This is a genomic window from Streptomyces sp. 11x1 (assembly GCF_032598905.1).
GTDB lineage: Bacteria > Actinomycetota > Actinomycetes > Streptomycetales > Streptomycetaceae > Streptomyces.
In genome coordinates, this window is sequence record NZ_CP122458.1 from 9758659 (window position 1) to 9783545 (window position 24887).

23 protein-coding genes are annotated in these 24887 nt (G+C 70.9%); 11 read left to right on the forward strand and 12 right to left on the reverse strand.

From position 1 onward, the window contains the following. Positions 1-13: 13 nt before the first annotated feature. The 5 genes from P8T65_RS42920 to P8T65_RS42940 all read right to left on the reverse strand — a co-directional run bounded on the left by P8T65_RS42920 (position 14) and on the right by P8T65_RS42940 (position 5666). The gene (locus P8T65_RS42920) at positions 14-1003 is read right to left on the reverse strand and encodes a carbohydrate kinase family protein (protein ID WP_316730858.1); all 990 of its coding nucleotides are present in this window, start codon (positions 1001-1003) and stop codon (positions 14-16) included. Next, a complete protein-coding gene (gene metF, locus P8T65_RS42925) occupies positions 928-1917 on the reverse strand; it encodes a methylenetetrahydrofolate reductase [NAD(P)H] (RefSeq protein WP_316731902.1) in 990 nt (329 codons plus the stop codon). Before metF ends, P8T65_RS42920 begins: the two co-directional genes overlap by 76 nt. Positions 1918-1976: 59 nt before the next feature. Beyond that, positions 1977-3206 (reverse strand): methionine adenosyltransferase, encoded by a 1230-nt coding sequence (metK, locus tag P8T65_RS42930; protein ID WP_316730859.1) that lies wholly within the window; start codon positions 3204-3206, stop codon positions 1977-1979. 42 nt (positions 3207-3248) lie between these two features. Continuing rightward, positions 3249-4724 (reverse strand): MFS transporter, encoded by a 1476-nt coding sequence (locus P8T65_RS42935; RefSeq protein WP_316730860.1) that lies wholly within the window; start codon positions 4722-4724, stop codon positions 3249-3251. A gap of 69 nt (positions 4725-4793) precedes the next feature. Beyond that, positions 4794-5666: an AfsR/SARP family transcriptional regulator gene (locus P8T65_RS42940; protein WP_316730861.1), complete on the reverse strand. Its 873-nt coding sequence runs from the start codon at positions 5664-5666 to the stop codon at positions 4794-4796. Positions 5667-5884: 218 nt separating this feature from the next. Between P8T65_RS42940 and P8T65_RS42945 the strand changes: the two genes are divergently transcribed. From P8T65_RS42945 to P8T65_RS42995, 11 genes are all read left to right on the forward strand, one after another. After that, positions 5885-6571 (forward strand): HAD-IA family hydrolase, encoded by a 687-nt coding sequence (locus P8T65_RS42945; RefSeq protein WP_316730862.1) that lies wholly within the window; start codon positions 5885-5887, stop codon positions 6569-6571. 69 nt (positions 6572-6640) lie between these two features. Next, positions 6641-7879: a transaldolase family protein gene (locus tag P8T65_RS42950; RefSeq protein ID WP_316730863.1), complete on the forward strand. Its 1239-nt coding sequence runs from the start codon at positions 6641-6643 to the stop codon at positions 7877-7879. Positions 7880-7905: 26 nt separating this feature from the next. Next, a complete protein-coding gene (locus P8T65_RS42955; protein WP_316730864.1) occupies positions 7906-8658 on the forward strand; it encodes a hypothetical protein in 753 nt (250 codons plus the stop codon). Further along, positions 8655-9386: an SDR family oxidoreductase gene (locus P8T65_RS42960; RefSeq protein WP_316730865.1), complete on the forward strand. Its 732-nt coding sequence runs from the start codon at positions 8655-8657 to the stop codon at positions 9384-9386. The genes P8T65_RS42955 and P8T65_RS42960 overlap by 4 nt, the downstream gene beginning before the upstream one ends. Positions 9387-9402: 16 nt before the next feature. Next, entirely contained in the window at positions 9403-10572 is a 1170-nt protein-coding gene (locus P8T65_RS42965) for a hypothetical protein (protein WP_316730866.1), read from the forward strand. A gap of 56 nt (positions 10573-10628) precedes the next feature. Beyond that, complete coding sequence (locus P8T65_RS42970) at positions 10629-11390, forward strand: methyltransferase domain-containing protein (protein ID WP_316730867.1); 762 nt, start codon at positions 10629-10631, stop codon at positions 11388-11390. Between the two features lie 50 nt (positions 11391-11440). Beyond that, positions 11441-12760: an MFS transporter gene (locus P8T65_RS42975; RefSeq protein WP_316730868.1), complete on the forward strand. Its 1320-nt coding sequence runs from the start codon at positions 11441-11443 to the stop codon at positions 12758-12760. Next, a complete protein-coding gene (gene cysC, locus P8T65_RS42980) occupies positions 12753-13346 on the forward strand; it encodes an adenylyl-sulfate kinase (protein WP_316730869.1) in 594 nt (197 codons plus the stop codon). Before P8T65_RS42975 ends, cysC begins: the two co-directional genes overlap by 8 nt. Continuing rightward, a complete protein-coding gene (cysD, locus tag P8T65_RS42985; RefSeq protein ID WP_316730870.1) occupies positions 13343-14281 on the forward strand; it encodes a sulfate adenylyltransferase subunit CysD in 939 nt (312 codons plus the stop codon). The genes cysC and cysD overlap by 4 nt, the downstream gene beginning before the upstream one ends. A gap of 2 nt (positions 14282-14283) precedes the next feature. Beyond that, positions 14284-15531 carry a GTP-binding protein gene (locus P8T65_RS42990; RefSeq protein WP_316730871.1) on the forward strand — a complete coding sequence of 416 codons (1248 nt, stop codon included), beginning with the start codon at positions 14284-14286 and terminating at the stop codon, positions 15529-15531. A 63-nt stretch (positions 15532-15594) separates the two neighbouring features. Further along, a complete protein-coding gene (locus P8T65_RS42995; RefSeq protein WP_316730872.1) occupies positions 15595-16185 on the forward strand; it encodes a 3'-5' exonuclease in 591 nt (196 codons plus the stop codon). A gap of 721 nt (positions 16186-16906) precedes the next feature. On the opposite strand, the gene P8T65_RS43000 is transcribed toward P8T65_RS42995, so the two are convergent. The 7 genes from P8T65_RS43000 to P8T65_RS43030 all read right to left on the reverse strand — a co-directional run bounded on the left by P8T65_RS43000 (position 16907) and on the right by P8T65_RS43030 (position 24855). Next, the gene (locus P8T65_RS43000) at positions 16907-17407 is read right to left on the reverse strand and encodes a VOC family protein (protein WP_316730873.1); all 501 of its coding nucleotides are present in this window, start codon (positions 17405-17407) and stop codon (positions 16907-16909) included. A 783-nt stretch (positions 17408-18190) separates the two neighbouring features. After that, the gene (locus tag P8T65_RS43005) at positions 18191-19375 is read right to left on the reverse strand and encodes a cytochrome P450 (RefSeq protein WP_316730874.1); all 1185 of its coding nucleotides are present in this window, start codon (positions 19373-19375) and stop codon (positions 18191-18193) included. Then, complete coding sequence (locus P8T65_RS43010; RefSeq protein WP_316730875.1) at positions 19372-20772, reverse strand: alkaline phosphatase family protein; 1401 nt, start codon at positions 20770-20772, stop codon at positions 19372-19374. The genes P8T65_RS43005 and P8T65_RS43010 overlap by 4 nt, the downstream gene beginning before the upstream one ends. A gap of 103 nt (positions 20773-20875) precedes the next feature. Next, positions 20876-22102 carry a metabolite traffic protein EboE gene (gene eboE, locus P8T65_RS43015; RefSeq protein ID WP_316730876.1) on the reverse strand — a complete coding sequence of 409 codons (1227 nt, stop codon included), beginning with the start codon at positions 22100-22102 and terminating at the stop codon, positions 20876-20878. A gap of 9 nt (positions 22103-22111) precedes the next feature. Then, a complete protein-coding gene (locus tag P8T65_RS43020) occupies positions 22112-22966 on the reverse strand; it encodes a TatD family hydrolase (RefSeq protein ID WP_316730877.1) in 855 nt (284 codons plus the stop codon). A gap of 82 nt (positions 22967-23048) precedes the next feature. Beyond that, on the reverse strand, positions 23049-23867 hold the full coding sequence (locus tag P8T65_RS43025) for an EboA domain-containing protein (RefSeq protein WP_316730878.1): 819 nt from the start codon (positions 23865-23867) through the stop codon (positions 23049-23051). Positions 23868-24006: 139 nt separating this feature from the next. Continuing rightward, on the reverse strand, positions 24007-24855 hold the full coding sequence (locus tag P8T65_RS43030; protein ID WP_316730879.1) for a sugar phosphate isomerase/epimerase family protein: 849 nt from the start codon (positions 24853-24855) through the stop codon (positions 24007-24009). Positions 24856-24887: the final 32 nt, after the last annotated feature.

A 24887-nucleotide genomic window follows, 5' to 3' on the forward strand; every position in this document is an offset into this window, starting at 1 on the left:
GCGTCCACCGCCGTCACCGGCAGTCGGCCCGCGCCAGGCGGGGGGCCAGCAGCGCGACGACCTCGCCGCCGTACACGGCCTCGACCCGGTCCAGCAGGTCCGTCGGCGACACCGCGTACTGCTGCGGTCCCAGGGCTTCCAGGGCCGTCGTGGCCAGGGCACAGCCCAGGGGTACGGCGGCCCGCAGGGGAAGGCCCCAGCTCCGTGCGGCGAAGAATCCCGCCCGGAACGCGTCGCCGGTGCCCGTGGGGTCCACGACCCGACTCGTCGGCACCGCCGGGAAGTACCGCGGTTGCGCCTCCGCCGTGTCGATCCTGACGCCCTCAGCTCCCCGGGTGGTGACCCACATCCCCGCCCGGCCCAGCACTTCCTCGCGCGTCCAGCCGCTCAGGCTCAGCAGCATGGCGGCCTCGTACTCGTTGGTGAAGAGCCAACCCGCTCCGCTCACGAGCCGGCGGACCTCGTCGCGGCCCAGGCGGGCGAGCTGCTGCGAGGGGTCCGCCGCGAAGGGGATGCCCAGCTCCCGGCACTGCTCGGTGTGGCGCAGCATCGCTGCCGGATCGTTCGGGGAGACCACGACCAGATCGAGCGCCCCGCCGCGGTCGGCCACCCGCGCGAGATCGATGCGGGGTGCCTCGGCCATCGCTCCCGCGTAGAACGAGGCGATCTGGTTCTGGTCCGCGTCGGTCGTGCACATGAAGCGCGCGGTGCGGCGCGTGGCCGACACATGGACGTGGCCCGTGTCGACGCCGTGCTCCTTGAGCAGGATCTCGTACTCGTCGAAGTCGGCTCCCACCGCGCCGACGAGAAGGGGTGTCAGCCCGAGTACGCCGAGGCCGTACGCGATGTTGGCGGCGGCTCCGCCACGGCGTACGTCGAGTTCGTCGACGAGGAAGGAGAGCGACACGTGATCGAGCCGGCCTTCGATCAACTGGTCGGCGAACCTCCCGGGGAAGGTGGCCAGATGGTCGGTGGCGATGGAACCTGTGACGGCGATGCGCATCGTGTCGCTCTCCAGCCGTACTCGTGGGCGGGTGGTCCGTGGGGGACCCGGACGGGCTCGATGTTCCGGTGGATCTCCAGGGTCGCGGTGGACCTGTTGAGGGTGATGTAGTGCAGCCCCGGCGCGCCCTCGTCCAGCAGCCGGGCTGCCATCGCGGTGGCGTACTCCACCCCGATGCGGTGGCCCTCGGCGGGGTCGCCGCGCGCGGCCTCCAGACGATGCGCGAGGTCCTCGGGGAAGGCGGCGTCGCTCAGCGCTGCGAAGCGGCGGATCTGGCGGACGTCGGTGGCGGGCATGATCTCCGGGATGATCGGCGTGTGGCAGCCCGCCGCCGTGATCCGGTCCCGCAGGCGCAGGAAGTCGTCGACGTGGAAGAACATCTGCGTGATCGCGTAGTCGGCGCCCGCTCGGCACTTGGCGACGAAGTGCCGGATGTCGCTCTCCCAGTCCGGGGAGCGGGGATGACGCTCGGGGAAGGCGGCCACTCCCACGGAGAAGTCCCCCAGGGAGCGCACCAGTTCGACGAGCTGGTAGGCGTGGCGCAGGCCCCGCGGATGGGGCACCCAGGGGCCGCGCGGGTCTCCGGGAGGGTCACCGCGCAGGACCAGGACGTCCCGCACGCCCGCGTCGGCGTACTGCCCGATGACGCCGCGCAGTTCGGCGACCGAGTGCCCGACCGCCGTCAGATGGGCGACGGGCCGCAGCGTGGTGTCGGCGGCGATCCGCCGGGTGACCTCGACGGTGCGGTGGCGGGACGAACCGCCGGCGCCGTACGTGACGGAGACGAAAGCCGGCGACAGTGCCTCGACGCGGCGGACCGCCTCCCACAGGGTGCGGGCGCCCGCCTCGGTCCTCGGAGGGAAGAACTCGAAGGAGAAACTGGGCCGTTCGCGGTCGGCCGGAGCGCCCGGCAGGCGCGGGCCCGGTGCCCCGTTCCTCTCCAGGATGCCCGCCGCGGGCCCGCCGGCGCCGGTCACCGTGAGAGGAGCGCTCGGCGCCGGAGCTCGGCGGCTCGGTCGGTGCGTTCCCAGGTGAAGTCCGGGTGCGTACGGCCGAAGTGCCCGTACGCCGCCGTCCCGGAGTAGATGGGGCGCAGCAGGTCGAGGTCACGGACGAGGGCGGCCGGGCGCAGGTCGAACACCTCGGTGACGGCCCGTTCGAGGCGTTCGGTGTCGACGGTGTTGGTGCCGAAGGTCTCCACGAACAGTCCGACCGGCCTGGCCTTGCCGATGGCGTAGGCCACCTGGACCTCGCAGCGACGGGCCAGACCGGCCGCCACGACGTTCTTCGCCACCCAGCGCATCGCGTACGCCGCCGAGCGGTCCACCTTGGAGGGGTCCTTGCCCGAGAACGCGCCGCCGCCGTGGCGGGCCATGCCGCCGTACGTGTCGATGATGATCTTCCGCCCGGTCAGCCCCGCGTCCCCCATGGGGCCGCCGATCTCGAAGCGGCCGGTCGGGTTCACCAACAGCCGGTACCCCTCGGTCTCCAGTTTGACGCCGTCCTCGGCGAGCCCGGCGAGGACGTGCTCCACGACGTGTTCCCGCAGGTCGGGCGTGAGCAGGGCGTCCAGGTCGATGTCGCGCGCGTGCTGGGAGGAGACGACGACGGTGTCGAGGCGGACCGGTCGGTCCCCCTCGTACTCGACGGTGACCTGGGTCTTGCCGTCCGGACGGAGGTAGGGGATCGTCCCGTCCTTCCTGACCTCGGCCAGACGTCGGGACAACCGGTGCGCGAGGTGGATCGGCAGCGGCATCAACTCGGGCGTCTCGTCGGTCGCGTAGCCGAACATCAGGCCCTGGTCGCCCGCGCCCTGCGCGTCGAGCCCATCGTCCCGCTCACTCGCGGCCTCTCCCGCGAGGCGCTTCTCGTAGGCGGTGTCCACGCCCTGGGCGATGTCGGGCGACTGCGAGCCGATCGACACCGACACCCCGCACGAGGCCCCGTCGAAGCCCTTCGCCGACGAGTCGTAGCCGATCCGGAGGATCGTGTCGCGCACGAGGGCGGCGATCGGGGCGTACGCGCCTGTGGTCACCTCGCCCGCCACGTGGACGTGTCCCGTGGTGATCAGTGTCTCCACGGCGACGCGTGACAGGGGGTCCTCACTCAGCAGCGCGTCCAGGACGGCATCGCTGATCTGATCGGCGATCTTGTCGGGGTGGCCCTCGGTGACCGACTCCGACGTGAACAGACGGCGGGACATGGGCTCTCCTTCGGCAACTGGTGCGAGAGGCGCGGGGGCAGGTCAGACAGGCTGGTTCTCCGCGTTCGGGTCGCGCGGCGGCACGTCGTACGGCGCACTCGACGTCGACAGCGACAGGCCGCTCGTCTCGGGGGCCCAGGCCACCGACACCAGCGCTCCCACCAGGGAGAGGGCGCAGCCACAGAGGACGACGGCGCTCACCCCCCATTCCTGCAGGCCGACGGGGACGAGGAAGGTACCGACCGCGCCGCCGACACGGCTGACGGCGGCGGCGAAGCCGATACCGGTGGCCCGGATCTCGGTGGGGAAGACCTCGCTGGGGTAGACCGCCTGGAGCGTGCTGGACGCCGCGTGGAACAACGCGAAGACGGCGAAGCAGCCGACGATCGCCCACCGCGGGCCGTGTGGCCACAGACCCAGAGCCAGCAGGGCCGCCGCGGTGACCAGGAACGGGTGGATGAGCAGCCGCCTCCGGCCGACCCGGTCCATCAGCAGGACCCCGCTCAGGCAGCCGAGCAGCAGGAAGAGGTTGAGCGCCACCTCACCGGTGCCGTCGTCGCCCGCGCCGAGCGAGGACAGCACCTGCGGGGCGAAGGTGGAGATGGCGAAGAACGGGGTGATCTGGCAGAGCCAGAAGAGGCTGGTGAAGGCGGTCCTGCGCCGGTAGGGGCTGGAGAACAGCGCCGCGAGGCCGGCCGGTGCGGCAGGTGTCCTCTCGTCCCTGCTCCTGCCGTCCCTGGTCCTCTCGTCCCTCGTCCCGTCGGCTCCGGTCCCGGCGCGGCCGGACCGTGCCGGCAGGGTCCCTTCCGTGCCCGTCCCGTCGTAGCCGGTGCCGAGCCAGCGCCGGCTGATCGCGTCGGCCTCGGCGAACCGGCCCCTGCTCGCCAGCCAGTGCGGTGATTCGGGGGTGCCCAGCCGGGCCACGAGCACGACGAGGGACGGCACGGCGCTGCTGGCGAGGATCCAGCGCCACAGGGACGGGTCGGTGCTCAAGGACGACAGGGCCAGGCCGACGGTCGCCGCGAGTGTGTAGCCGACGTACCAGAACGCGATGAGCGAGGCCAGCAGTCGTCCCCGGCGCTCGGGTGGGGCGAACTCCGCGACCAGCGCCCCGGCGATGGCGTAGTCGGCGCCCACGGCGGCACCCATGAGCAGCCGTACGGCGAAGAGGTGCAGGGCGTTGTCGACGACGAGTTGGAGCACCGAGCCCACGAGGAAGACCAGCAGGTCGAAGAGGTACATCTTCTGGCGTCCGAACCTGTCGGTGAGCCGTCCGAAGACGATCCCTCCGAAGAAGATGCCGATCAGCGTGGCGGCACCGATCAGTCCTGTCTGGAGCGAGGTGAGCGCGAGGTCGGCGCGTGCGAGCGGCAGGGCGGTGCCCACGACCCCGAGGATCCATCCGTCGCACACCTCGCCGCCGCCGGCGCAGACCGTGACACGGGTCTGGAAACGGTGGACACGGCGTTCCTCGGGGGTGGCCGGGACGGTGGCGGCGCGGGGAGACGGGGCCGGCATCGCTGACTCTTCTCTCATGGGGTGCGGTGGCTCTCGTGGGTGCCCGGGCGCTTTCGTCGGCGAGGGGTGTCAGCGGCTGGCGACGAGATCCAGGGAGAGCCGCAGGTTCTGCGGGGGCCGCACGTCCAGCTCCGCGTTCTCGGTCAGCACGGCGGTCTGCAGCTTGCGCAGCTTGTGCGACGGCTCGATGCCCAACTCGTCGGCGAGATGGCGGCTCAGCAGGTGGAAGACCTCCAGCGCGTGCGCGGTGCGCCCGCACCGGTAGAGGGCGATCATGTACTGGGCGTGCAGGTTCTCGTGCATCGGATAGCGGGAGACGAGCAGCCCCAGCTCGGACAGCAACTGGTGGTGCAGACCGAGCCTCAGTTCGGCGTCCAGACACTGTTCGAGGACCGTCATCCGCACGCCTTCGAGGCGGGCGACCTGGGCCTGGATGTGCGGGCCGGCCTGGACGTCGACGAGGGTGCGGCCGCGCCACAGCGCGAGTGCGGAGCGCAGCGAGGTCGCCAGGAGCACGTCGTCGTCGAACGCCTGGGCACGGCGGGCCTGCGCCAGGCGGCCCTCCAGCGCGTGCAGGTCCAGGCCGCCCTGCCGCACGCGCAGTACGTAGCCCTGGTAGCGCGTCTGCAGGAGCTGCTTCGCCGCGTCCGCGGAACCCACGGACGGCCACGCCGCGAGTGCCCTGCGCAGCTGGAAGACCCGGGTGTGCACGCTCTGTACCGCGCTGCGTGGTGAGTCGTCACCCCACAACTCCTGGACACAGGTGTCGAGCGAGACCTGGTCGCCCGCGTGCAGGAGCAGCAGCGCGAGCAGTTGTCGTGTCTTGGGCGCGGACGGCAGTCGGCCCCCGATGTCGCACGGACGCTCACCCGACGCGGCGCGGGCCGTGGAACTCGCCGTCGAATCCGTCACGGAAAGCGGGCCGAGAACTCCGAACTCCATGGGAATTCCTCTCGTGTCGAAGTTTCCGGTGCTGCAGAACGTAACTCGGGCACCACAACGGCTCCACTTTCCGGCTCGAATCACTCAGGACTATGTCAACCGCGCCCGTTTTCAACCTTTTTGGCCGCGCTGATACCCGTGATATCCGACGAGGAGTGAATCGTGAGGCAGCCGTGGTGCTGTGGGATTCGTTCGCATCTCGACGAAAGGCCCCGACCGTGGAAAAGAGTCTGGTCGTCTTCGACTGCGACGGCGTACTGGTGGACAGCGAGAAGCTCAGCTCACAGGCCATGCTGGAGATGGCGGCGGACGAGGGAATCGTCCTCACACCGGACGCCGCCCTCGCCTTCATCCGCGGCCGCAAGGTCGCCACCTGGGTCGCGGAGCTCGAAACCCGCCTCGGCAGGTCGCTGGCGCCCGACTTCGTGCCGGAGTTCCGCCGGAGGGCGGCCGCCCTGTTCACCGTCGCCCTGCGGCCGGTGCCCGACGTGCCGAGGATGCTCGACGAACTCACCGTGCCGTTCTGCACGGCCTCCAGCGCACCCCGCGACAAGATCGAGCACACGCTCGGACTGACCGGCCTGCTGCCGCGGTTCGCCGACCGCATCTACAGCGCGTACGAGGTCGGCGCGTGGAAGCCGGACCCCGGACTCTTCCTGCACGCCGCGCGTGATCTGGGCGTTCCGGCCGACCGATGCGTCGTCGTCGAGGACAGCCTCGTCGGCGTGCAGGCCGCGGTCGCCGCCGGAATGACGGTGTTCGGGTACGCGCCGCCCGAGAACGGCACGGCCGCCGTTCTCGGCGCGGCCGGCGCGGTCACCTTCGAGTCGATGGCCGCGCTGCCCGCTCTGCTCACGACGGGGCCGGCGCGGCGGCCCGTGAGCGGTTCGATATCGGCTCGCTAGAACGGCCTGCTTCAGTACGTGTGCCGTCTTTCCCCGAGTTCGGGGATCAGACCGGAAGGTGCTCTTCGCATGCCCATCGTTCTTGAAGAACTGCAGCGCGTCAGCCCCGCCGCCGAAATCTGGTGGGACTCCTCACCGCTCGATTTCCCCCGGTGGCGCAAGCTTTTCCTGGACGACGCGCCGGACACGGAATCGCGCTGTCGCTGGAGCCGGCAACTCGACCGTTTTCTCTGTCCGGAGGAACCCGACACCTCGCTGGTCCGTGGCATCACGACCAACCCCTCACTGGTGGCGAAGAGCATTCTCGCCTCGCCCGACACGTGGCGGGCGGAGATCCGGGAGACGATTCGCAGGCAGAGCCTCCCGGACGTGGAGAGCACCTTCCGTCTCGTGTACGAGGAGGCGCTGCGCCGGGCGGCGGCCCGGATGCTGCCGATGTGGGAGGCCAGCGACGGTCGGTTCGGCTGGGTTTCCGGACAGCTCGATCCACGGCTGATGTTCAACGCCGACCTCATGCTCGAACAGGCGCTGCGGATCGCTCGGATAGCGCCGAACCTGATGGTGAAGGTGCCCGGATCCGCGGCCGGGTACGAGGTGATCCGGAACCTGGTCGCCCGCGGGACGTCTGTCAACAACACACTCTCGTACACCGTTCCGCAGTTCCTCGCCTGCGCCGAGGCCGTGGAGTCCGGGCTCGCGGAGGCCCGCCGCCGGGGCGTCGCGACCGACCGGTGGCGTGCCGTCTTCACCCATATGACCGGGCGCTTCGGGGCCAACACCGATCTGCGGTGCGAGGCCGCCATCCGCGGCATGGACCTCACCCCGAGTGAGATCCGCTGGGCCGAGGTCGCCATCCTCAAACGCGTCCACCGCCGTATCGCGGAACACGGCCACCCGGTGAAGCTGCTGCTGTCCAGCCTCGAGGTCGAGGATCCGGCGACGGGGTCCGGGGCGCTGAGCATGCATCTGGAGGAGAGCGCGGGCGGAGCGATCGCCTACACCTGCAAGCCCCGGTTCGTGGCCGATGTGATGCGCCGTGACCATGAGCTGCCGGCCTTCGCCGCCGACGCCATCGAGCGCGAGGTCCCGGCCCGGGTGCTGGAGAAGCTGATGTGGCTCCCCTCCTTCCACCGGGCCTACGACCCGCAGGGCATGGGCGTGGACGAGTTCTCGCACTACGGATCGTTCATCGAGACCTACGCCGAAGTCCTCGGCAACACACGGAAGTTGCTCGACTTCATCGCCCATCAACTGCAGACGATGTCCCACTCCACGCAGCCGCTGCTGCTCTCCGGAAGCACCCGATGACCACGGCCCGAGGAGATGAATCCCCCATGCACCCGTCCATCGCGCTGTGGAGTCATCCCAGATCGATGTCGACGGCGCTCGAACGGTCCTTCATCGAGCGTGGCGACTTCAAGGTCTTCCACGAGGAGTTCGCCTACGTCTTCTTCATGCACGAGGAACGCGCCGCGATCCCCCACAAGAACCCCCAGCCGGGGCACCCGCTCACCTACCCCGACCTCAAGCGGACGATGGAGGAGGCGCGGCGGGAACAGCCGGTGTTCCACAAGGACTTCCCCTACCACTGCCTGGACCATCTGCTGGCCGACCCCGAGTACCTGCGGGGTCAGGTCAACACCTTCCTGATCCGGGACCCGGAGGAGGCGGTCCTCTCGCACGCCACCGTGCACCCCGACGTCACCCGGGACGTACTCGGCTACGAGGAACTCGCCCGGCTTTTCGACCACGTGACCGAACTGACGGGCACCGAACCGATCGTCCTCAACGCCGCGGACCTGGCGGCCCGGCCGACGGAGACCATCGCCGCCTACTGCGAGGCCATCGACGTGCCGTTCCTGCCGGAAGCCCTCCGCTGGTCGGCGGGGGAGCGGCCGGAGTGGACCACGTGGAGCGGATGGCACACCGACGTCTCGGCGAGCAGCGGAATCCGGGCCCCGCGGCGCGACTACCGGTTCAGCTACGCCGACAAGCCGCACCTGCGGGATTTCGTGCGCCACTGCCTGCCCTTCTACACACACCTGGACCAGTTCCGGCTCCGGCCGGCGAAGGAGGTGGCGCTGTGAGCGCCCGCACCGTGATCGTCACCGGCGGAGCCGGCGGAGTGGGCCGGGCCCTGGTGGGCCGTCTCCTCGACGAGGGCAGGACGGTCGTCACCTGCGACATCGACGAGGCCGGACTGAAGTCCCTCGCCGACGAGCACGACGGACGGCCGCTGGAGACGCACGTCCGCGACGTCGCCTCGCACGAGGACTGCGACGCCTTCATGGACGCGGTCATCGACGCCCATCCGGACGTCGACGGGCTGGTCAACAACGCGGGGCTCTACCTCGGACAACCGGTGTGGGAGTACGACGACGAGACGATCGAACGGGTCATCGCCGTCAACATCAAGGGCCCGTTGTGGCTCTCGCGGCGCTTCGCCGGCCACCTCCTGCCCGCCGAGCGGCGTGGCGCGATCGTGAACCTGGCCTCGGTCGCCGGAGAGGTGGGCAGCTCCGACGCGCTGTACGGAACGGTCAAGTCGGGCGTCATCGGGCTCACCAAGTCCAACGCCATGAACTTCGCCCCGTACATCAGGGTCAACGTGGTCTCACCCGGACTGATCGTCCGTACGGCCATCGCCGACCGCATCCCCGACCACCGGTACGCCGAGTACAAGCGGCAGGAGCTGCTCGACGGCGACATCCTCCCCGAGTACGTCGCCGACGTGTGCGCCTACCTGCTGAGCGACCGGTCCCGGACCCTGACGGGCGCCCTGCTGCGCGCCGACAACGGCTGCTACCCGCGCTGAGAGAGAGGCGAAGACGGTGAGCCGACACTCCCGCACCCGGGGCACGACACCGAGCCCCGAGGAAAAACCCCTCATCATGCTCGTCGGCATGGGCGACCTCTCGGCCAAGGTCCTCACCATGCTGCTCGGCGATCCGGCGACCGACCGGGTCGTGCTGGCCGGGCGAGACACCGAGACCATCCGCAGGCGAGGCAATCTCGCCCTGTTCACCGCCACCAACCTGGGCCGGCACGGCAGCGTCGACACGGTGCACATGGACCTGAGGAACGTCGGGGCCACGGCCGAGACCCTCGCGCGGGTGCGCCCGGACATCGTCTTCATGGGCGGCTCACTCCAGTCGTGGCGGGTCATCACCCAACTGCCCCGGCAGACGTTCGAGGAGCTGGACGAGGCCCAGTTCGGGCCCTGGCTGCCCATGCACCTGACACTCAACCACCTGCTGATGCGGGCGGTGCGGGAGTCCGCCGTCGACACGAGGGTGGTGAACGCCGCCTTCCCGGACGCCGTGGGCCCCGTGCTCGGCAAGGTCGGCCTCGCTCCCACCATCGGCGTGGGCAACGTCGCCAACATCGTGCCCGCCCTCACCCACGGGGCGGCACATCTCCTGGGCGAACACCCGGCCGACGTGCGGCTGCGCCTGGTCGCCCAGCACTACTTCAGTCACTACGTCCCCCGGTTCGGTGACGCGGGCAAGGGCGCGTACCACCTGGACGTGCGCGTCGACGGCCGCGCGAGCACCGCCGAGGTCGATCACCACGCGCTGTTCGCCCAGCTCGACCACCGGCTCAAACGGCTGGGCGGCATCGACGGCCAACTGCTCACCGCCTCCTCCGCCGTGCGGGTCCTGCACGGCATGGCGACGGACAGCGGAGTCCTGGCGCACGCCCCGGCACCGGGCGGGCTCCCCGGTGGGTATCCGGTCCGTGTGCACCGGGAGGGCGGCACGCTCGACCTGCCGGACGGGCTCACCCAGGAGGAAGCGGTCCGCCTCAACGAGGACTGCCAACGCGCGGACGGCATCGACCGGATCGACGACGACGCGACCGTGCACTTCACCGAGCCGGAGATGTCCGTCATGAAGCGGTTGCTCGGCTACGACTGCCCCAGCATGAAGCTCGGGGACTGCGCCGACTGGGCCGACGAACTGGGCCGCAAGTACGCCGCCTTCGCCGCCGGGTTCCGCTGAGCCCGCCGCCGCGAAGCGATCGATCCCCTCACACCGACAGACGACCGGGGAGACACATGACCACCGACACCGCCCCATCGGCGGACGACTTCGCGGGCCAGTACGTCCGCACACTCGTCGACCACTGGGACGACCTCATCGACTGGGACCGCCGCGGGGAGTCCGAACAGGGCTTCTTCGTGGACATCCTGCAGGCGGCCGCAGCCCGTCGTGTGCTGGACGTCGCGGCCGGCACCGGGTACCACGCGGTGACGCTGGCACAGGCCGGATTCGACGTCACCGCGGTCGACGGCAGCGCGGAGATGATCGAACGCACCCGTGTCAACGCCGCCCGTCACGGCCAGTCGTTTCCCATCGTCCAGTCGGACTGGCGACGGCTGCGGGAGAACATCGACGGCCGTTACGACGCGATCGTCTGCCTCGGGAGCTCCTTCCCCCATCTCTTCCAGGAGTCCGAGCGCCGAGCGGTCCTCGCCGAGTTCCATCAGGCGCTGAACCCCGGCGGTGTGCTCGTCGTCGACCACCGCAACTTCGACGCCATCCGCCGCCACCGCTACCGCAGCAGCGGCAACCACTACTACTGCGGGACGGGGGCCTCGGTCTCGGTCGCGCACATCGACGACCGGCTCTGCCGTTTCCGCTACGACTTCCCGGGCGGCGACACCCACCATCTGGAGGTGTACCCGATCCTGTCCGCCGAACTGTCCGACCTGCTCGTGGACTCCGGATTCGCGGCGGTCGAGGAATTCGGTGACTTCGACCGGAACTTCGACGACGACACCACCGATTTCATCATCCACGTCGCCAGGAAGCCCTGACACGACCGGCCCACACCAGTTGGTCGGACAGGTAGAGAAAGGCACCGGTTGTGGCAACCGAGACTTCGCCACCCACACCACGCTCACGCGTCGTCGCCGCGTTCGTCATCACGGCGCTGCTGACCAGCTTCGTGGCGGCCACCTACGGATTCGGGTTCTATCTCTTCGCGCAGATCGTCACCGACATGCGCAAGGACCTCGGCTTCGGCTACACCGTCGTCGGTACGGTCACGGCGTCGGGACAGCTCGGATTCCTGCTGTTCGCGCTGCTCGGCACCTGGCTCTCCACCCGAGTGGGCGGCGGTCAGGTGACCATCGGCTCGGCTGCCCTGTGCGGTCTGTGCCTGGTGCTCATACCGCTCACGGACAGCATCGTCGTCATCGGCGTGCTGCTCACGATCATGGGCGGTACGGCGGCCTCCGTCTATGTACCGCTGGTCGAGATCGTCGGCAGGACCATCGACTACGAACACCGCGGCAAGGTGCTGGGCCTGATCTCCAGCGGCACCAGCTACGGCGTCTTCGTCAACAGTCTCCTGGTCCCGTCGTTCGTCGGCGCCGGCAACTGGCGCGGCCTCTGGTACTGCGTCGGACTCGGCACCCTGACCTCCACCGCCATCGCGGCCTTCGCCTTCCACCGGCTGGGACTGTTCCGGAGCGAGCGGGCCTCCGATCCGGCCGGCGACGCGCTGGGCCCCCGAACGCAGGGAACCACGGACCGCGACGACAGCGCGCGGGCGGGCTGGCGCATGGTGCTCGTGCGGTGGGTCGTCATCGTCTGGGTGATGAAGTTCCTCAACGGGTTCGCCTGTATGCCGTTCCAGAACTATCTCTCGCCCTACCTGCGTGAGGGACTCGGCTTCGACATCGGATTCGCGGCACAGGTGTGGGGCGTCATCGGCGTCATCGGCATGTTCGCGGGCTTCGCCGTCGGCTGGCTCTCCGACAGGATCGGTGTTCGCAGCTCGCTGGTCCTGTGCTACGGCATGTTCTTCGTCTCGGCGGTCCTGCTCGTGCTGGCGCCCGTCGGTTATCTCCCCATGGTCTCCGGAGTCCTCTTCGCCCTCGCCTTCTATCCCATCTACGGGCTCGTTCCCGCCTATGTGTCGAAGACCGCCTCCGGTGCCGCCGCCACCGTCATCTTCGGCGTCACCAACGTGACGCAGGGGCTGGGCGGAATCGTCGGGAACTACACGGCGGGCTTCCTCAAGTCATGGACCGGGGATTTCACCTGGTACTACGTCGTGATCGCGGTGACCACGCTGGTCCTGGGCGCGCTGACCCTGCAGCTCCCCCGCGAGGGGTCACCCGAGAGTGCCATCGGTCGCACCGGACCGCCCACCAGTGACAAGGACCTCTCCCATGCCTAGCTGCACCACGAAGACCGATACCCGGACCACCCCGGTCGCCTACTGCACCTGCCGGCCGGGCGCGACGATATGGCTCACCGGTCTGCCGAGCGCCGGGAAGACGACGATCGCATGCGAACTGGCGCGGGTGCTGCGCTCGGAGAACCGCCGTGTGGAAGTACTGGACGGCGACGAGATCCGCCGCTTCCTCTCGGCCGGCCTGGGCTTCTCCCGCGCGGACCGGAACACCAATGTGCAGCGCATCGGACTGGTCGCCGAGGTTCTCGCCCGCAACGGGGTGCTGGCACTGGTGCCGGTGATCGCGCCGTACGCGGACAGCCGCGCCGCCGTCCGGGAGCGTCATCGGGCGACCGGGACTGCCTACGTCGAGGTTCATGTGGCGACGCCGGTCGAGGTGTGCTCCGAACGCGATGTGAAGGGGTTGTACGCCCGGCAGGCCGCTGGGCGGATCTCCGGGCTCACCGGTGTGGACGACCCGTACGAGGAACCGGAGTCGCCCGATCTCCGGATCGACTCGCAAGCCCAGTCCGTACGGCAGTCCGCGACGGCGCTGTACACATTGCTCACCGAGAGGGGTCTGGCATGACGACCGTCACCCGTGTCTCCGGCAAGACCGGCACCACCCCGTACACGCTGTCGCACCTGGACGCGCTGGAGTCCGAGGCGGTCCACATCTTCCGCGAGGTCGCGGGCGAGTTCGAGCGGCCGGTGATCCTCTTCTCCGGCGGCAAGGACTCCATCGTCATGCTGCACCTGGCACTGAAGGCCTTCGCCCCCGCCGCGGTCCCCTTCTCCCTGCTGCACGTCGACACCGGACACAACTTCCCCGAGGTGCTGGAGTACCGCGACCGCACGGTGGCCCGCCACGGGCTGCGGCTGCACGTGGCCTCCGTCCAGGACTACATCGACCGCGGAGTGCTGCGCGAACGCCCCGACGGCACCCGCAACCCCCTGCAGACCGTGCCGCTCACCGAGAGGATCCAGGCGGAGAAGTTCGACGCCGTCTTCGGCGGCGGCCGCCGCGACGAGGAGAAGGCACGGGCCAAGGAGCGGGTGTTCTCACTGCGCGACGAGTTCTCCCAGTGGGACCCGCGACGCCAGCGCCCCGAGCTGTGGAACCTCTACAACGGCCGCCACGCACCCGGCGAACACGTCCGCGTCTTCCCCCTCTCCAACTGGACCGAGCTGGACGTCTGGCAGTACATCGCCCGCGAGGGCATCGAGCTGCCGGAGATCTACTTCGCGCACGAGCGTGAGGTGTTCCAGCGGGCCGGGATGTGGCTGACCGCCGGCGAGTGGGGCGGGCCGCGCGAGAACGAGAGGGTCGAGAAGCGCCGGGTGCGGTACCGGACGGTGGGCGACATGTCCTGCACGGGTGCCGTGGATTCGGACGCGACCACGCTGGACGCCGTGATCACCGAGATCGCCGCCTCCCGGCTCACCGAGCGGGGCGCGACCCGCGCCGACGACAAGATGTCCGAGGCCGCGATGGAAGACCGCAAACGGGAGGGGTACTTCTAGCCATGACGACCATCGACACGCTGCGCTTCGCGACGGCCGGGTCGGTCGACGACGGCAAGTCCACCCTGGTGGGCCGCCTGCTGCACGACTCCAAGTCGGTCCTCACCGACCAACTGGTGGCCGTCACGAGGGCCTCCGCCACGGACACCCCGGATCTGGCGCTGCTGACCGACGGCCTGCGGGCCGAGCGGGAACAGGGCATCACCATCGATGTGGCCTACCGCTACTTCGCCACGCCCCGCCGCCGCTTCATCCTCGCCGACACCCCCGGCCACGTGCAGTACACCCGCAACATGGTCACCGGCGCCTCCACCGCCGACCTCGCCGTCGTCCTCGTCGACGCCCGCAACGGAGTGGTCGAGCAGACCCGTCGCCACGCCGCGCTCACGACGCTGCTGCGGGTCCCGCACATCGTGCTCGCGGTCAACAAGATGGACCTCGTCGACCACCGTGAATCTGTCTTCGCCGCGATCGCCGAGGAGTTCACGGCCTACGCCGGCGCCCTCGGCGCCCACGAGGTCACCACCATCCCGATCTCGGCGCTGTCCGGCGACAACGTGGTGGAACCGTCCGCGAACATGGACTGGTACGCTGGCCCCACCATTCTCGAACACCTCGCCTCTGTCCCCGTGGAGCGGGACACGGCACGTGAACCAGCCCGTCTCCCCGTGCAGTGCGTGATCCGCCCGCGGACCGACGAGCGTTCCGACTACCGCGGTTACGCGGGGCAGATCGCCCGCGGCACACTGCGCGTCGGCGACCGCGTGACCGTCCTGCCCGGCGGCCGCACCTCGACCGTGACGGCCATCGACGAACTGGGCGGGCCGGTGGAGGCCGCCTGGGCCCCCCAGTCGGTGACTGTCCTGCTGGAGGACGACATCGACATCGCGCGCGGTGATCTGATCGTGGCGAGCGACCGGGCACCCGCCCTCACCCGAAGCGTCGAGGCGACCGTCTGCCATGTCGCCGACCAGCCGCTGACCGTCGGCCGGCGCGTCCTGCTCAAGCACACCACCCGCACGGTCAGGGCGATCGTCGAGGAGATCCCGTCCCGGCTCACCCTCGACACCCTGGCGCCGTATCCCGCCCCCGGCAGCCTGGTCGCCAACGACATCGGGCGCGTGAGGATCCGCACCGCCGAACCGGTCGCTCTCGACTCCTACGCCGACTCCCGCCGCACCGGCTCCTTCCTCCTGATCGACCCGACGGACGGCACGACGTTCGCCGCCGGCATGGCGGACCCGCGCTGACCCGCCCCCTCGGCCGAGAAATCCAGGTGCCGGACCCGGGTGCGCGTCCCTAACCTCGTCCCCATGCGTCACGATCCCGGCCTGCTGAACGTCATCGATGTCGAAGCCACCTGCTGGGACGGGCAACCGCCGCCCGGCTCCGTGCACGAGATCATCGAGATCGGTCTGACCGTCGTGGACGTGTCGGCACGGAGCCGTGTGTCCCGGCACCGGATCCTGGTCCGCCCCGCCCGGTCGGCCGTCAGCGACTTCTGCACGGAACTGACCGGCCTGACGCAGGCCGAGGTGGACCGGGGCGTCTCTTTCGCCGAGGCATGCCGGATCCTCGTCGCAGAGCACCAGGCGGCCGAGCGTCCCTGGGCGAGCTGGGGCGAGTACGACCGGCTGCAGTTCGCCCGGCAGAGCCAGGCCGGCAGGGTGGCCTACCCCTTCGGCCGTCCGACGGAGCGTACGCACACCAATGCCAAGGCCGCGTTCGCCGCGGCGTACGGGCTGTGCAAGAAGCCCGGCATGAGCCACGCCCTGCGGATCGCCGGGCTGCCCCTCGAAGGACGCCACCACCGTGGCGAGGACGACGCGTGGAACATTGCGGCACTCGTCCTCGACCTGGTGGACCGCGGAGCGTGGCCGACGCCGGCGGCCACAGTCGTGTAGCCGGTCCCGGCCGCGGTCGTACAGCCGGCCTCGGCCACAGCCGTCCGGAAGGGGCATCAGCCGGAGCAGGGTCCCCCCGAGGGGCGGGGGCGGGCCGGACATTCGCCGGATACTTCGGGCGCGGGTTGTTCCACAGCCTGGACGTATGACCAGACGCAGACGACACGGCGACGTCACCCCGGGTGCCGCGTCGCCCGAAGCCCCGGTGCGAGCACCGAGCCCGCTCCCGAGAGCGGACGTTTCCAGGTGGGGCGCCCGATCGGTGTGGACCTGGCACGCGGGCTCGCGGTGTTCCTCATGCCGACCGCCGTGCTCCCCGCCGGCACGGCCATCAGCACGGCCTCGGCTCCCGCCCGGGCCCGTGCCTCGGCCGGCGCGCGGCTCTGCGCGAAGGGCACGAGCGAGTCTGCGGTGCCGTGCGTCTCCTCGGTGAGGGTGCCGGAGCCGGTCGGCGCGTCCAGTCCGACCAGCGCCGCCCGGTGGCCGCCGCCGACTCTCCCCAGAGCACGACACCGGCAACGTCGAGGTGGAGTTCGAGGTCCTCGCAGCGCGCGGCCGGCCAGCGCAGTCCCGCGTGGACGTCGGAGAGTCGGGCGGGGAAGAAGGCCTCACCGCTGGGCCGGTAGTCGAGAGACCATCCGGCCGGCAAGACCTTTGAACGGGTGCATGTCACGGCACCCTGCCCGCCGACCGGTCTCGCGCAGCCGGGTCCGACGCGCTGTCACGTGACCGCCCCGGCGGCCGCTCCCGTTCTGAGATCGGGGCCCCATCGGTCGATCGCCGACCGGAGGTCCAGCGGGAGCGGTTTCTGGTTCTCGCCCGAGATCGGCCAGTCGGCGCGTGGGGTGCGCCACAGCACCTCGAACTCGTTGCCGTCCGGGTCCACGCCGTGCAGGGACTTGGCCGTCAGGAAGTCGGTGCTCCCGGTCAGAGCCTGGCGCGCCTTGAGCAGCTCCGCCGTCTCGGCGAGTTCACCAAGTGTGCCGACCTCCCAGGCGAGATGGTGCAGTCCGACGCGGTCGCGCTGAGGGCCTCGCGCGTCGGGTCCTAGGGCGAAGAGGCCGAGGTCGTGGTCGTTGTCGCTGCCCCGGGCCCTGAGGAAGGCGGCTCTGCCGGGCATCTCGTGCGCGACGGAGAAGTCGAAGACCTGGCTGTAGAAGGCGACGGAACATTCGATATCGCGGACGAACAGGACAGCGTGATTGAGCCGGCGTACGGGCATCGGGCCCATCCTTTCCAGGTGTTGCCGCAGGTCTGATCGATCTTGCCGAGCTGGGGAAGTCGTACCGATCGGAATGATCGAACTGCTGGACGGAACGGATTGCGTCTCGATCCCCTGTGGGTTCCACAGGGCCATGCGCCTGTCCATCGCGTCCGACGGGGTCTGCCACGCGGGGTCGTCCGGTCGATGACGGACCGTGGATCGGCGCCGATCCGCTCGAAGGAGGAGAGCCTGCGACGCCGGGACCCCCTCAGACGGGAGATCTCCCTCGCGTCGAACACGCCGAAGCGCCGGGCGGCTTCGGCAGACGATTCGGGAGACATCCAGGCGGCGATCAGAGCGCTGTGCATCCGTGTCCTCTTCGTGAGGTCAGGTCGGTAGCTCCGGTGGGGGCGGGTCAGCACGGGTGCCGAACCAGCGGTGCAGCCCCAGGGGAGCCGACCGCCGCCGCGGAATCGGCGGCGGGGACGAGCAGCACCCCGCGGGCTGGCCGCAGCAGTGCGGAGGCGCTCGTCCCGGCCCGCAGCCGACCAGGTGCTCCTGCAGGACTCGGCAGCCGAGCAGCGAATGGTCGCGGAGCCCGACCTCGTGACGGACCCCCAGGCCGGTGACCGCGCGGACCGGGTGGAGGCCCACTCGGCCCGCATGGTCAGTTCGCCGAGCACGCGGGTGCTCATCAGCAGCACCTGGCCGGCCGGGGCCGCTCCCCTGTCGGCTTGCGAACCGGCCGGGAGGCCGACGTTCCTGCCCCGGCCTCACCGGCCTCCGCCGAAACCGCGCCGGCTACCAGCCGACCGGCAGCGACCGCACCCCGTGGACCGTGGTCATCGTCAGCGCGAAGTCCTCCGGCGATGCGGTCAGCCGCAGGCCCGGCAGACGGTCGAAGAGCGCGGGCAGGCCGACCTGGAGTTCCGCGCGGGCCAGGGACTGGCCGATGCACTGGTGCAGTCCGTGGCCGAAGGCCAGATGGCCGGAGGCACCGCGGCGCACGTCCAGGGTGTCGGGCTCGGCGAAGACGGACGGGTCGCGGTTGGCGGCCTGGAGCGCCACGACCACGCCCTCGCCAGCGCGGATGCGGACACCGGCCACCTCCACGTCCTCGGTGGCCACCCGGCGCAGTCCCGAGTGCGCGACGGTCAGATGACGCAGGAGTTCCTCCACGGCACCGGGCCACAGGCCGGGGTCCGCGCGCAGGGCGGCCAGTTGTGCGGGGTTGCGCAGCAGGGCCACGACCGCCAGCGGGAACATGTTCGCGGTCGTCTCGTGGCCGGCCACCAGCAGCAGCGAGGCGATGCCGACGGCCTCGGGCGCGCTGATCTCGCCGGTCGCCACCCGGTCCCGCGCGAGCCGGGAGAGGAGGTCGTCGGAGGGCTCCCGGCCGCGCCGGGCCAGCAGCTCGCCCAGGTAGGTGTGGAGGGCCTTGCGGGCGGCCATCATCTCGTCCGGCCCCGACGACAGACTGCTGAACGCTTTGGCCTGCCGCTGGAAGAAGTCGTGGTCCTCGTACGGCACGCCGAGCAGCTCGCAGATGGCGAGCGACGGCAGCGGCAGGGCGTACGCCTCGACCAGGTCGGCGGCCGTGGCGCCGTCCGCCGTCATCGCGTCGAGCAGTTCGCCGCAGATCCGGGCGATCGCCGGCCTCAGCTGCTCGATGCGACGGAAGGTGAAGTCGGGGATCAGGACACGGCGCAGACGGGTGTGGTCGGGCGGTTCCATCATGAAGAACTGGCCCGGCGCGCGGGGCGGTGACTGCGGGCGGAAACCGGGGAAGCCGTCGAGGGTCGCGTCGGCGCTGAAGCGGGGGTCGGCGAGGACCGCGCGGGCGTCCTCGTGCCGGGTGATCAGCCAGGGGCTGTTGTCGCCCCAGATCGTCACCCGGCGGATCGGCTCCTCGGTACGCCACTTGGCGTACTCGGGCGAGGGGTCGAGCAGCGGGCGGAGGGTGGGGAGAGACGGGTGGGTGGTCATGCGTGGGGCTCCTCTTCCGACAGGCCCGCGAGGCCCAGCAGCAGGGACTTGATCTCAGTGGCGGCGTACGCCTCCCGGGCCGGCTCGCTCGTGGAGCACAGCAGGACGGGGCCGTCGTCGGGGTGGGCGGGGAGCCGGCCGTGGCTGCCGCTGACGCCGGCGGGATTCAGCGGCACCGTGCTGATGCGGTAGCGGAAGCCCAGCTTCTTGCGGGCGACCTGGCCGACGGCGCGCAGCTTCACCGCGGGGACGGTCTCGTCGTAGAGCAGCTCGGCGGGGTCGTAGCCGGGCTTGCGGTGGATCTCGACCTGGCGGGCGAAGTCGGGGGCACGCTCGTCGTCGAGCCAGTAGTAGTACGTGAACCAGGCGTCCGGGTCGGCGACCGCGACGAGTTCGCCGGAGCGTTCGTGGTCCAGGCCGTGCGAGGCCTTGCCCTCGGCGTCCAACACCTGTTCCACACCGTCGAGTTCGGCCAGGAGCTTGGTGACCTCCGCGGTGTCGGCCGGGTCCCGTACGTACACGTGGGCCACCTGGTGGTCGGCGACCGCGAAGGCCCGTGAGGTCCAGGGGTCGAGGTACTCCATGCCGTCCTGGGTGTACACCTGGAGCAGTCCGGCCCGGCGCAGGGCGCGGTTGATGTCCACGGGGCGGGAGACGGGCGTGATGCCGTACTCGCTGAGCGCGACCACGGTGGCGCCCTCACGCAGGAAGTGGTCGAGCAACGGGCGCAGCGCGTCGTCGAGTTCGCGTGCGGCGCGGATCGTGGCGGGTGAGTCCGGGCCGGATCGCTGGGGCTCGTAGTCGAGTTGGGGGAGGTAGACGAGGGTGAGGTCCGGGTCGTGCTCGTCGAAGACCTGGCGGGCGGCGCCCAGGATCCACTGGGTGGAGGGCATGCCGGCGTTGGGGCCCCAGTAGGTGAACAGGGGGAACGGGCCGAGGCGGTCGATGAGTTCGTCGTGCAGCGTCGGCGGCCAGGTGTAGCAGTCGGGTTCCTTGCGGCCGTCGGAGTAGTAGACCGGGCGCGGGGTGACGGTGAGGTCGACGTCCGCGCCCATCGCGTACCACCAGCAGATGTTGGCGACCTTGTAGTCGGGGTCGGTCCTGCGGGCGGTCTCCCAGATCTTCTCCCCGCCGACCAGTGCGTTGTGCTGGCGCCACAGCAGCACCTCGCCGAGGTCACGGAAGTACCAGCCGTTGCCGACCGCGCCGTGCCCGGAGGGCGGTTCGCCGGTGAGGAACGTGGACTGGACCGTGCAGGTCACGGCGGGCAGGACGGGGTCGAGCCGGGCTCGGAAGCCGCGCTCGCCGAGGGCTGCCACGGCGGGCATGTGCGCGAGCAGCTTGGGGGTGAGACCGACGATGTCGAGAACGACGAGCCGGCTGGGTCGGGTACTCATCGCTGGTTCTCCTCGGTGCTGGTCCGGAGGTTCATCGCGGGTTCTCCTCGATGGTGGGCCGGGAGCCGACCGGGGGCTTCCCGGTGGGGCCGCGTCGTCCGGGTCATCGCCGGTCGTCCTTGAGACCGAGGCCGGTCAACCGGTCGCGGGCCCAGACGAGTTCGGCGGCGATACCGCCGGGCAGGTCGGTGGGCGGGTCGGGAAGGACGGACCAGGTGTAGGTCTCGACCTCGATGTGGTCGCAGTCGGCCGAGGGCCCGCCGAGGAGTCCGGCGAGCACCTGGCCCAACTGATCGGCGGTGGTGCGCAGCGGCGGCTCGGGGTCGGCGTGCAGCGGGGCGTGGAAGTGGACACGCCAGGGGCCGCTGTCCGTGGGCAGGCCCCCGTCCAGCGCGTCCGGCAGATCGTCGACGCCCCGCACCTCCGGCTCCGCCCGCCGGTCCGCCGTCCGCTGCACCCCTCCCGCCCGGCTCGGCTCCTCGGCCTTCCGGTCCCACCCCGCCGCCGTGCGGGTCTGGTGCAGGAAGCGGGGTTCCGCGAGGCGGTGCAGGGCCGTGCGGGCTGCAGGCTCGGACGGGTCGGGGGCCTCGACCGCGCAGGACGCCTGGAGCTTGACGACCGGCAACCCGGCCTCGGCCAGGCGGCGCAGGGCGGCGCCGGGGTCCTCGAACTGCACGGCGAGGTGGCAGGCGTCGAGGCAGACGCCGAGCCGTTCGGGGTCGAGGCCGCGCAGTTCCCGTACGGCCTGGGCGGTGGTCTCCACCACGCAGCCGGGCTCCGGCTCGAAACCGACGCGGACACGGCGGCCGGTGTCCGCCTCGATCGTGGCGAGTCCGGCGGCGAGCCGGTCCAGGGCGCGGCGGGCGGCCTCGGCGCGGTCCGGTGGCCAAGGCGTGCGCCAGGCCAGCGGCAGGGTGGAGACACTGCCGCGTTCCGCGTCGTCGGGCAGGAGCGCGGCGAGGACGCGGGCGCAGTCGAGGGTGTGCGCCAGGCGGGCCTCGTCCGCCCAGTCGGGGAGGTAGACGTCCTTCTTGACCACGTCGCGGTGGAACCCGGCGTAGGGGAAGGCGTTGAGGGTGACGGTCTCCAGACCTCGGGTGTCGAGCTCGCTCTTCAGGCGCCGCACCTCGCCCGGTGCGGAGGTGAGCCGGGTGACCACGTCACGGGCGAGCCAGAGTCCGATGCCCAGCCGGTCCACCCCCAGGCGCTCCCGGACCGGTTCGGCGTGGTCGGCGAGTTGGGTGAGGACGCCGTCGAGGTCTTCGGCCTGGTGGACGTTGCTGCAGTAGCCGAGGTGGACGGTGGAGCCGTCCGGGTGACGGAAGCGCATGGGGGTTCCTCACTCCCCGCCGCGCCGGACGGAGTTGCCCTGGAAGCTCGACTCCTCGTCCGGCTTGGGCTCGTCGAGGTCCAGCCGTCCGCTCTGGCCGTAGAAGCCGACCGGGTTGCGCCACAGCACCCGGTCCACGGCGTCGTCGTCGAACCCGGCGGCGAGCATGGCGTCGGCGGTCTTCCGGGTCTTGAGCGGGTCCGAACGACCCCAGTCGGCCGCCGAGTTGACGAGGACGCGCTCGGTGCCGTGCTCTTGGAGGATGGTCACCATGCGGTCCTCGCTCATCTTGGTCCTCGGGTAGATCGAGAACCCCGCCCAGCAGCCGCTGTCCAGGACCATGCCGACGGTCAGCTCGTTGAGGTGGTCGAGGACGACGAGTTCGGGGGCGATGCCCGACTCGCGTACGACGTCCAGGGTTCGGCGGGTGCCGGTGGCCTTGTCGCGGTGCGGGGTGTGCACGAGGGCCGGCAGTTCGTGCTCGATCGCGAGCTGGAGCTGGGATGCGAGCGCCTCGTCCTCCTCCGGCGTCATGGAGTCGTAGCCGATCTCGCCGACCGCGACCACCCGGTCCTTGGCGAGGTAGCGCGGCAGTTCGTCCAGCACCGGCCGGCAGCGCGGGTCGTTGGCCTCCTTGGGGTTGAGGGCGATCGTGCAGAAGTGCTGAATGCCGAACTGGGCGGCCCGGTAGGGCTCCCAGCCGAGCAGCCCGTCGAAGTAGTCGTAGAAGCTCTCGGGCGACGTGCGGGGCTGACCCAGCCAGAACGCCGGCTCGACGACGGCGCGCACCCCGGCCGCGTGCATCGCCTCGTAGTCGTCGGTGGTGCGGGAGGTCATGTGGATGTGGGGGTCGAAGATGCGCACGGGCAGGCCTTTCCCTCGGGCGGTCCGGTGGGGCGCTCCGGCTGTGGCCAGGGCGATGACGCTGTGTGGATGTACGGCTCGGTCAAGGGAGGGCGGGGTGGTCGGTGGGCGGGGTGGTGGCGAGGCCGTGGTCCCGGTGGAGCGCCGCCAGGGCCCGCTCGGCGGCCTCCCGGCGCTCGGGGCCCGCGGTCCGCGTCTCGGCGGTGAGTCGCTCGCTGAGCCGGTCGGCGGCGGGGAAGGGGCGGACGACGGGCCAGATGTCCGCCGGCACGTCACGGCCCGCGGCGACCCGCTCGTGCGCGAAGTCGGCCAGCATCCGGGCGAGTTCGGCGTCGGCGCGGGTGGGGAGCCCGTCGATCCCGGTCAGGGGGATCTCCTGGAACACACACTTCAACACCGCCTGCCGGTACTCCGCATCCGGCAGCCGGGCGGCCCCGTACGGGCCGAGGGCGGCCTCGATGATGCCGCTGTCGTTGCCCCGCAGTGCCTCACGGACGAGCGGCAGCGCGAGGTCACCGAGGGGCTCCCGTTTCGCGTCACCGCCGTCCGGGGCGGCGAGCAGCGGCAGGGCCCGCAGGATCGCCCGCTGTTCGGCCGGGTCACCGTGGCGGTACAGACCCGCCAGTTCGTCGGCGAGCGGCTGTCCGCCCAGCGGCAGCGCGGTGAGCAGGACGGCGCGGGCGGCCTCGTCGACGGTCCGGCGCGCGTCCAGCCGGGCACGTCCGCAGTGCCTTCGGGCGGCGGGGAACAGCGCGCGTACGGCCGCGGGGCGCTCGGTGACACGGGCCACGGCCTGGTCGAGCCAGGCGCGGGCGGCCGGGTCCAGCGGGTGGCGGGCGAGGAGGGCTCGGGGGTCGGTGGGTTCGGCCGTCCCGGAGGACGACGTACCGGTGGAAACCATGACGGAACAACCTCCGGTGGAGTGGAGGACGTGAGGGGTGGGGGAAGCGAGTGGTGAGGGACACCAGGGGCGACGAACGCCGGAGGTGAGGGACGTGAGAGGTGGCGAGGTGTGGTCGGGGGTTTCCGGCGTGGTCGGGTCAGGCCGTCGCCGCGTGCAGGAAGTCGAGCGAGCGGCGGGCCACTTCGGGGGCGTCGAGGGAGCCGCCCTGGATCTCCACGGAGACCAGTCCTCGGTGGTCGAGGTCCTGGAGGGCAGCGAGGACGGGTGGGAAGTCGATCTCTCCGGTGCCGAGTTCGAGATGCTGGTGGACGCCCCGCCGCATGTCCTCGATCTGCACGTTCAGCAGACGCGGGGCGGCGAGGCTGACGCACTCCAGCACGGTCCGGTCCTCCACGCAGTGCGCGTGCCCGATGTCGAGGGTGATCCCGAACAGCTCGTGCCCGCCGACCAGTTCGGCGAGTTCGAGGCACCGCTCCACGGTGTCGACGAACATGTAGGGCTCGGGTTCGAAGGCCAGTGAGACGCCGTACTCCTCCGCCGTCTCCAGGACGGTCTCGACGCCCGCCGCGAGCCGCTTCCACGCGTCCCGCTCGGGAAGCCCCTCGTCCGGCGCGGGTCCGCTGCACAGGTGGACGGTGGGCGAGCCGAGGTCGGCCGCGACGCGCACGGCCCGCCGCAGCAGGTCGACCCTGCGCTCGGCCCCGTCCGCCATGAGGGTCGGGTGGTGCTTGCCCCAGGGGTCGAGGAGGTAGGGCGCGCCGGTCTCCACGGTGACGTCCAGTCCGTAGCGGGCCAGGTCCCGGGCGACGGCGGCCACCCGCCGGGGCAGGTCGTCCGCGTACGGGTCGAGGTGGCCGTGGTCGAGGGTGAGGGCGACGCCGTCGTAGCCGAGGTCTGCGAGGACCGCGAGCACGTCGTTCAGCCGGTGGTTGGTGAAGCCGTTGGTGCCGTAGCCGAATCTGAGGGGGGTGGGGGGCGGGGTCATTCCGGCTTTTCTCCTACGGAAATCCGCGCTGC